The sequence below is a fragment of the Streptomyces sp. NPDC058373 genome, assembly GCF_042723275.1.
Lineage (GTDB): Bacteria > Actinomycetota > Actinomycetes > Streptomycetales > Streptomycetaceae > Streptomyces.
This window is the reverse complement of sequence record NZ_JBHXJE010000006.1, coordinates 173,451-181,918: the sequence shown is the minus strand read 5'-3', so window position 1 is coordinate 181,918 and position 8,468 is coordinate 173,451. Positions and strand designations below refer to the sequence as shown.

The following is an 8,468-nucleotide window of genomic DNA, read 5'->3' as shown; positions in this document are numbered from 1 at the left end:
TCTCCCTCGTACTGGACGTACTCGGGTGATTCGGGCGTACGGCGAGAGTGCGTGCCAGGCGTCGCAGGCCCACGAAGATCCGCCGGACAGGGCCTAGCCCCGCACCCCTGACCCTGCGGGAGAGCGTGTCCGCCGCGTGGGCGGCGGCAGCGGACAGCGAGCGGCGGTCCACTGGTCGACTCCGGCTGGTGCGGGGGGCTTTCGAGCGGATCAACGTCAGACGTGTGGTGTGCGGCAGTACCAGGCGCTATCCGGCCCCCGGGCTGACGCCACGTCATAGGACACGTGTCTTCGCGGGTCAGCGGCGTGTGAAGGGAAAGATCGACGCTCTGCCGACCGATCCCGGGCGATACCGGCGGTGACGTGGCCGGGCCCGCCGTCTCCTCGCGCCGAACAGCGGGAGGACGGTTCAACGGCCGGTGGCAGGGGCGGGCCCGAGCCCCGCCAGCCTCTCCGCCGCTTCGCTCAGTACCTCGTCCTTCTTGCAGAAGGCGAAGCGGACGAAGGGGGAGCCGGCGGCCTTGTCGTCGTAGAAGACGGCGTTGGGGATGGCGACGACGCCCGCGCGGGTGGGGAGTCGGCGGCAGAAGTCGATGCCGTCGGTGTGGCCGAGGGGGCGGACGTCGGTGGTGATGAAGTAGGTGCCCGAGGGACGGAAGACGCCGAAGCCCGCGGCGGTGAGGCCCTCGGTGAGCAGGGCGCGCTTGGCGCGCAGGGAGGCGCGCAGGCCGTCGTAGTAGGCGTCGGGGAGGCGCAGGGCCTCGGCGACGGCGTACTGGAAGGGGCCCGCCGAGACGAAGGTGAGGAACTGCTTCACCGCGCGGACGGCCGAGACCAGGGCGGGGGCGCCGGTGACCCAGCCGACCTTCCAGCCGGTGAACGAGAAGGTCTTGCCGCTCGAAGAGATGGTCAGCGTCCGCTCGCGCATGCCCGGGAACGAGGCGAGCGGCAGGTGGGCGCCGTCCAGGACGAGGTGTTCGTAGACCTCGTCGGTGACGACCAGGAGGTCGCGTTCGACGGCGAGTTCGGCGACTGCGGCGAGTTCTTCGCGGGTCAGCACGGTGCCGGTCGGGTTGTGCGGGGTGTTGAGCAGGATGAGGCGGGTGCGCGGGGTGACGGCGTCGCGCAGTTCGTCGAGGTCGAGGCGGAAGGTGCCGGTCCCGGTGTCGGGACGGAGCTGGACGGGGACGCGGGTGCCGCCGGCCAGCGCGATGGAGGCGGCGTACGAGTCGTAGTACGGCTCCAGCGCGATCACCTCGTCGCCCGGTTCGACCAGGGCCAGCAGGGAGGCGGCGATGGCCTCGGTGGCGCCGGCGGTGACCAGGACCTCGGTGTCGGGGTCGTAGGTGAGCGCGTACCGGTGCTGCTGGTGCTCGGTGATGGCCTGGCGCAGCTCGGGGATGCCGGGGCCGGGCGGGTACTGGTTGCCGCGGCCGTCGCGCAGCGCGCGGACCGCGGCCTCGCGGACCTCCTCGGGGCCGTCGGTGTCGGGGAAGCCCTGGCCGAGGTTGATGGCGCCGGTGCGCTGGGCCAGGGCCGACATCTCGGCGAAGACCGTGGTGCCGAATTCGGCCAGCCTGCGGTTGAGGAGGGGCCTGTCGTTCATGGAGTTCCGCCGTCCGTCGCGCCCTGTCCGGCGTGCCGGACCCGTGCCGAGCGGCCATTGTGCCAGGCGGGCCGGGGCGGAGCCGGGGGCGGCGGGGGCGCGAACCTCTGGAGTTGCTCAATTCCGCTTTGGGCGTCGGGGGCGGGGGGATCGTCAAGGCGTGCCCCGTCACGGGGGGGTGCCGGCGGTCGGGGAGACCGTCCCGGGACCCGGCGGACACAGGGGGCCGGGGACGACTACGGGGAGGACTGTGATGCTCGTATTCGCGGGATTCGTGGTGATAGCGGTCGTGTGCCTGGTCGCGGCACGGAGGAGCAAGGCGTCGGAGAAGCGCGGGCGCCGTTCGGGCACGGGCACGGGCGTGGGCTCGGGGGCCTCCGGCGGGTCGTCCGGCGGGAGCTGCGGCGGCGGGGGCGGCTGGTGGGACAGCGGCTCCTCTGACAGCGGGTCCTCGTCCGGCGGCTCGTCCGGCGGCGGGCACAGCTGCGGCGGCGGGTCGTCCTGCGGCGGTGGCGGTGGCGGTGGCGGAGGGTGCGGCGGCGGCAGCTGAGGCGCCGCGACCGGTCGTACGGCTCACTCCCGGCGCGCGCTCGTCAGGCGCGCGCCGGATCTCGTACGCCCCCGCGTCCAGAGGCCCGGCTCACACGGGGAGTGCGGGCGCGGGCGCCGGCAGTGTGTCGGGAGGTGACGGGGAATCGATTCACCTGCGCGGAGCGGCAATTGGGGTGTGCGGGGCTGGTGTGGCGGAGGCCGGGGCGAGGTTGCGGGTGTAGATGGTTGAACGGTTGAGCTATTTCACCCCCGGGGGGATGGAAACCCTCTGTGATCGGGTAAAAACGCTGTGACACAAAGGCCGTTCGTGATTCCCTCGAATCCGTCCATACAGCCCCCCGGATCTTCGCCGGCCGCGCCAGAGGGGTGTCCGACAAGTCCCGCACGGTGCCCGGAGCGCCCGGCGGGCACAGGACTTGTCGGCCTCCCCCTGGCCCGCGTACTCCGAGTTCCCGTGAGGGGCGGCCACCCATTCCTGCGTGTTGCGGAGCCGAGTCATGCTCACGACCCTCAAGACCGTCTACACCGATACACGTGCGTCCGACCTCGCCTGGGCCCTGGGCCGCGAACCGCTGCCCGCCCTCGCCACCCTCGACCTGCGCCTGGGCGGCAACGCGTTGCAGCTCAGACTGCTGGGCGCCTCCCACCAGGTGCTGCTGGAGCAGGAGCGCGGGCTCTGCTCGGAGACCGTGGCCTGCATCCCCGGCAGCAAGAGTCCGCTGCCGGTCGGCGTCTCGGAGCGGGTCGGCGACTGGGAGTACGAGTTCTCGGCGCGCGTCGAGGTGATGACGCCGAGCGCCTTCTCCGGGCGGGCCCAGGAACTCCTCGCCCTCGTCGCCGACCACCCGCACGGCCTCGCCGGGGTCTTCCCGGGCAGCCCCGACGCCTTCACCGCGCTGATCGCCCAGTGGCGCGACGGCCAGATGCACTGGCGCACCTGGCACGCGTACCCGGAGGAGGGGCAGCTCGTCGTCACCCGCTCGCGGGCGGGGACGCGCAGCACCCGCCCGGTGCGGGAGTCGGCGGAGGCTGCCCGCGGCTGACCTGTTCTCGCAGGGCCGCGGGGGGTCTGCGAGACGGCGTACGTGCGCGGCGCCGGGGCGCCCGGTGGGGCGGGCGGGGCGCGTGGGGCGTGCGGGAGGTTCGCGCGCGCGGTGCGGGGCGACGGGGTGCGCCCGTGCCCGCTCCCCGCTCCCGGGGCACTCTTCCGGGTGACAAAACGTGGTGCAGTGGTGACGTAGCGTTCACCGCGTGATGGAACCCGTAGCCCCGACCCGACCCGCGCCCGGAGCAGAACGTGCTTCGCGGGATCGGGAGTTCAGCGGCGGGCTGCCGGTGGGCCCGGGACCGGCGCGCTTGCTGGTCCTGGCCACCGTCTTCGTCTGCGCCGCCTGCGGCCTGGTCTACGAGCTGGAACTGGTCGCTCTCGCCTCGTACCTGATGGGCGATTCGGTCACCCAGGCCTCCGTGGTGCTCTCCGTGATGGTCTTCGCGATGGGCGTCGGCGCCCTGTTGGCGAAACGACTCCGCTGCCGCGCCGCACTGGGTTTCGGGGTGGTCGAGGCGATCCTCGCGCTGGTCGGCGGAGTGAGCGCGCTGGCGCTCTACGCCTGCTTCGCCTGGTCCCCGGAGTGGTTGGCCGGGGGGCTCGGCGGCGCCCGGTTCCTGATGGTCGCCTTCTCGCTGCTGATCGGGGCGGAGGTTCCGCTGCTGATGGTGATGATGCAGCGCATCCGGCGGCAGGACGCGGGCGGCGCCGTCGCCGACCTCTTCGCCGCCGACTACGTGGGCGCCCTCGTCGGCGGCCTCGCCTTCCCCTTCCTGCTGCTGCCGATGCTGGGCCAGCTCACCGGCGCCCTGCTGACCGGCGCCGTCAACGCCTTCGCCGGGGGCGCCCTGGTGCTCGGCCTCTTCGGGCGCGACCTCTCCCGCCGCTCCCGGCGGCTGCTGATCCTGCTCAACGTCGTCGTCCTCGCCCTCCTCGGCACCGCCGCCGCCCTCGTCGGCGACTTCGAGGCGGCGGCCCGCCGGGCGATGTACGGGACGGACGTCCGCCTCGCCGTGCAGAGCGAGATCCAGGAGATCGTCCTCACCGGTGGCGAGGGACGGAGCCTCGCCCTCTACCTCGACGGCCGGCTGCGGGTCAGCGGCGCCGACGAACACGGCTACCACGAGGCGCTGGTGCACCCCGCGATGGCCGGGCCGCACGCCCGCGTCCTGATCCTCGGCGGCGGGGACGGGCTGGCCGCCCGCGAGGTCCTCCGCCACCCGGGCGTCCGCCGGGTCGACCTGGTCGAACTCGACCCGGCCGTGGTCGACCTGGCCCGCCGCGACCCGGGCCTCGCCGCCCTCAACGGCCACGCCTACGGCGACCCGCGGCTCCGCCCGGTCACCGCCGACCCCTTCGACTGGCTGCGGGCGGGCCGCCCGGGCGCGGGGGAGGCGGGCGGCGGCCGGGACGGGCGGGGCGGCGGCGGGTACGACGTGATCGTGGCCGACCTGCCGCACCCCGGCATCACCTCCAGCACCAAGCTGTACTCCGAGGAGTTCTTCGGCCTCGCCGCGCGGTCGCTCGCCCCCGGCGGCAGGCTCGCCGTCCACTCCGGTTCCCCCGCCGACCGGCCGAAGACCTTCTGGACGGTCGACGCCACCGTGCGCGCCGCCGGGCTGCTCACCACCCCCTACAGCGCCGCCGGGCACGACGGAGCCTTCGCCTTCCGCCCCGACCGCGCCCTGCGCGACCACCCGAAGGCCCCCGACTGGGGGTTCCTCCTCGCGGGCCGGGAGCGCCAGCCGCTGACCCTGGCCCCGCCCGGGGACGGCGGACCCCCGCTCACGCTGGACGGGGCCGCCCTGCGCTCCGGCGGGCTGGCCGCCGAGGCCACCCGGTTGCCGGGGCTGCCGCCCTCCACCCTCAGCCATCCGCGCTACCCGCACTGACCTGGAGGGGCGGGCACGAGGGCGGGCCGCGCGCGGCCACGGCGGACGGGGTGGAGCCCGCCCGCGCAGGGCCCCGGGCCCCCGCGCGGAAGGGCTCCGCGTCCATCCGGCGCCGTCGACGCGGGTACAGACCGGCGTCAGCGTGGGTAGGCTCGGCTGGCATGGAGCATGAGGTGTTCGTTCCGGTGTCCGCCGAGGCCCTGCGCGCCGCGCTGCGGGCCCCCGCGACAGCCGTCCGCGGCGTCCCCGGACTCCAGCTTGATCCCGCGCCCGGCGGCGGCGCGGGGGCCGAGGGACCCCGTCCCGAGGGCGCCGGGCAACCGCTGGGCGCCGCCCGGGCCGAGGGCCCGTCGGCGGAGGCTCCGGCCGACGGCGCGGGCGCCGGTTCCGCCCTGTCCGGGCGGCTGCGGCTGCGGCTGGCCGGGCGCACCATCACGTACCGGGGCGCGCTGCGGCTGACCACCGCGGCGGACGGCACGTACACCTTCCACGCCGAGGGCGGCGAGGTGCGCGGTACGGGTCAGGGGCAGGCCACCGTGCGGCTGAGGCTCACCCCGGCCGAGGGCGGCACCCTGGTCGCGCTGGACACGCGGGCCCGCGTCGACGGGCGGGGCGCCCGGCTCGACGAGGCGGCGGTGGAGCGGGGGATGCGCGCGCTGCTCACCCAGGCGGTGGAGGCGCTCGCCGCGTACGCGGAACAGCCGGGCGGGCAGCCCGGGAGCGGCCCGGCGGGCGAGGGCGGGAGCGGGGGCGCGGCGGCGCTCCAGGAGGCTCCGGCCGGTGAGTCTCCGGCTTCCGGTGGCCACGGGGACCATGGTGAGGTCGGCGCCGACGAGGCCGCGGAGCCCGCGGCGGCCGCCCCCGGCACCGACGAGGACGAGATCACCCCGGAGGAGCTGGCGGCGGCCATCCACAGCCGGGACGGCGCCGAGGACGAGGACGAGTTCGACGAGGACGAGGTGGACCTCGACGAGGAGGTCGAGGAGATCATCGAGGTGCCCGACATCGAGCCCGCCGAGGCCGCCCACGCCCGGCGCACGATGATCGGCCGCAGCGCCGAGGAGGTCGACCACGCGCCCCCGCGCGGCCGCTACGCCCCCGTCCCCGCCCCGGCCTCCTCCACCACCTCTGCCACCCTGCGCTGGGCCGCCCCGGCGGCAGCCCTGGTCGTCGCCTCGGCGGTGGTGGTGGGGCGCGCGCTGCGGCGGCGCTGAGCCGGGTGGCCCAGCGTTTCGGGGCGGCGGACCGGCGCCCGGGCCCCGCCGCCCATGTGGAACCCGCGCCCCTCCTCTAGGGTCGAGGCGTGAGTACTGAGGATGTGGTGAGGCTCGCCGCGGGCGAGGCCGAGGTGTCGGTGGACGCGGGCAACGGCGGGCGGCTGTCGAGCCTGCGGATCGGTGGCGTGGAACTGCTGCGCCAGGGCGCGGGGTTCGGCAGTTTCCCGATGGTGCCGTGGTGCGGCCGGGTGGCCGAGGGGCGGTTCCGGGACGGGGCCGAGGTGCGGCAGCTCCCGCTGAACAACCCGCCCCACGCCATCCACGGCACCGGCCGCGAGGTGAGCTGGAAGGTGGCCCGGGCCTCCGAGTCCGAGGCCGTGCTCACCTACGAGCTGGGTGAGCCGTGGCCCTTCCCGGGCCGGGTGACGCAGATCGTCGCGCTGGGGGACGGTGAGCTCACGCTCTCCATGGGCGTCGAGGCGTACGAGAGCTCCTTTCCGGCGCAGGTCGGGTGGCACCCCTGGTTCCTGCGGAACCTCGGGCGGGGCGGCGAGAACGTCCGGCTGGAGTTCGAGGCGGCCTGGCAGGAGGAGCGGGGCGCGGACCACCTGCCCACCGGGCGGCGGATCGCCCCGACCCCGGGGCCCTGGGACGACTGCTTCGGGATGCCGGACGGGGTGGACGTGAAGGTGGTGTGGCCCGGGGAGCTGGAGCTCACCGTGGCCTCGCGGGAGCAGTGGGTGGTCGTCTACGACGAGCAGGCCGAGGCTGTGTGCGTCGAGCCGCAGACCGGGCCGCCCAACGGGCTCAACACGGCGCCTCGGCTGGTGACGCCGTTGGAGCCGTTGGAGGCGGGCACTACGTGGAGTTGGCGACTGGGGTGAGCCTGCGGCGCGGCTTGGATGCGGTGCCTCAGGGGCCGGCAGGCTGTGTTCTGGTGTCCTGGCCGGCTCGGCCGTGCCGGTCACTGATGGCCTCAAGCGCCGGCCGGGCTGGGGGTTGGTGAGCGCCGCTCGGCCGTGCCGGCCGAAGGTGGCCCCAAGCGCGGGCCGGGCTGGGGTTTTGTCGGTTGCCGCTGGCTATGAGTGTGGCCCTGTCGAGGGGTTCGCGGTTTGTCCGTGGGGTGGTGCGGGCGGGGCCGCACCGGTGTACCTCCTCACAGACTGACGAGGTGGGAGCCAGCTGGGTCATTCTGGCTCCTCACGTCAGTCTGCTGCGGGGGCACCCCGGCCCGTCCCCGCCCTCCCGTCTCGCCGGCGGGGAGCCGCCGGTGGTGGGTGGGGTTGTCGGTGGGTGCTGTTCCGTTGCTGTTCCGTTTGGTGGGGCGGATGGACCGGCGGGGGGTGCGGGGTGGCGCGGCCGTAAAATTCGCGGCATGAGTGACGTACGTGGCGAGCTGCTGCAGGACATCAAGGACAAGGCCGTCGTGCACGGCAAGGTCACCCTTTCCTCCGGGCTGGAGGCTGATTACTACGTGGATCTGCGGCGGGTGACGTTGGACGGGGCCGCGGCGCCGCGGGTCGGTCAGGTCATGCTCGATCTTGTGGCGGAGTTGGAGTTCGACGCGGTGGGTGGGCTGACCTTGGGGGCCGACCCGGTGGCCACCTCGATGCTGCACGCGGCGTCGGCGCGAGGGCGGCGGCTCGACGCGTTCGTCGTGCGGAAGGCGGCGAAGGCGCACGGGATGCAGCGCCGGGTGGAGGGGCCGGACATCAAGGGGCGCCGGGTGCTGGTCGTGGAGGACACCTCGACCACCGGTGGGTCGCCGCTGACCGCTGTCGAGGCGGCCCGTGAGGCGGGGGCCGAGGTGGTCGCGGTGGCGACGATCGTGGACCGGGCGACGGGGGCCGGGGAGAAGATCGCCGAGACTGCCGGCGTGCCGTACCTGTACGCGTACGCGCTGGACGAGCTGGGTCTGGGCTGACTCCGGCGCCGTAGGGCAGGGGGCGTGGGCGATGTTTCACGTGAAACATCGCATGTCCGGTTTCACGTGAAACGGGGCGTGGTTTCCCGTGAAACATCGCGTACTCGCGCGGACCGGACCTGGACGGGGCCGGGTGTGGCGGATTGTGTGGGTCTGTGGCGGGAAGTGTCGCCATCCCGGCCGTCCCCTCGGGTGGAGGCTGGGGGCAAGTCTGGAAAGATGGGCGCGA

The 8,468-nt window shown here is 74.5% G+C and carries 6 protein-coding genes; 5 read left to right on the top strand and 1 reads right to left on the bottom strand.

What is annotated here, in order from left to right; all coding sequences use genetic code 11:
* Positions 1-409: 409 nt before the first annotated feature.
* Entirely contained in the window at positions 410-1,606 is a 1,197-nt protein-coding gene (locus ACFWMZ_RS06695) for a pyridoxal phosphate-dependent aminotransferase (RefSeq protein WP_383199805.1), read from the bottom strand.
* 1,049 nt (positions 1,607-2,655) lie between these two features.
* Between ACFWMZ_RS06695 and ACFWMZ_RS06690 the strand changes: the two genes are divergently transcribed.
* The 5 genes from ACFWMZ_RS06690 to pyrE all read left to right on the top strand — a co-directional run bounded on the left by ACFWMZ_RS06690 (position 2,656) and on the right by pyrE (position 8,239).
* Complete coding sequence (locus ACFWMZ_RS06690) at positions 2,656-3,201, top strand: DUF2617 family protein (RefSeq protein WP_383181099.1); 546 nt, start codon at positions 2,656-2,658, stop codon at positions 3,199-3,201.
* A gap of 211 nt (positions 3,202-3,412) precedes the next feature.
* The gene (locus ACFWMZ_RS06685) at positions 3,413-5,098 is read left to right on the top strand and encodes a polyamine aminopropyltransferase (protein WP_383199813.1); all 1,686 of its coding nucleotides are present in this window, start codon (positions 3,413-3,415) and stop codon (positions 5,096-5,098) included.
* A gap of 161 nt (positions 5,099-5,259) precedes the next feature.
* A complete protein-coding gene (locus ACFWMZ_RS06680; protein WP_383181102.1) occupies positions 5,260-6,312 on the top strand; it encodes a hypothetical protein in 1,053 nt (350 codons plus the stop codon).
* A gap of 89 nt (positions 6,313-6,401) precedes the next feature.
* Positions 6,402-7,199 (top strand): aldose 1-epimerase, encoded by a 798-nt coding sequence (locus tag ACFWMZ_RS06675; protein ID WP_383181105.1) that lies wholly within the window; start codon positions 6,402-6,404, stop codon positions 7,197-7,199.
* A 491-nt stretch (positions 7,200-7,690) separates the two neighbouring features.
* On the top strand, positions 7,691-8,239 hold the full coding sequence (gene pyrE, locus ACFWMZ_RS06670; protein WP_383181108.1) for an orotate phosphoribosyltransferase: 549 nt from the start codon (positions 7,691-7,693) through the stop codon (positions 8,237-8,239).
* Positions 8,240-8,468: the final 229 nt, after the last annotated feature.

Coding starts and splice junctions, on each gene's coding strand:
- ACFWMZ_RS06685 (WP_383199813.1), top strand. CDS start 3,413: ATGGAACCCGTAGCCCCGACCCGACCCGCGCCCGGAGCAGAACGTGCT.
- ACFWMZ_RS06690 (WP_383181099.1), top strand. CDS start 2,656: ATGCTCACGACCCTCAAGACCGTCTACACCGATACACGTGCGTCCGAC.
- ACFWMZ_RS06695 (WP_383199805.1), bottom strand. CDS start 1,606: ATGAACGACAGGCCCCTCCTCAACCGCAGGCTGGCCGAATTCGGCACC.
- pyrE (WP_383181108.1), top strand. CDS start 7,691: ATGAGTGACGTACGTGGCGAGCTGCTGCAGGACATCAAGGACAAGGCC.
- ACFWMZ_RS06680 (WP_383181102.1), top strand. CDS start 5,260: ATGGAGCATGAGGTGTTCGTTCCGGTGTCCGCCGAGGCCCTGCGCGCC.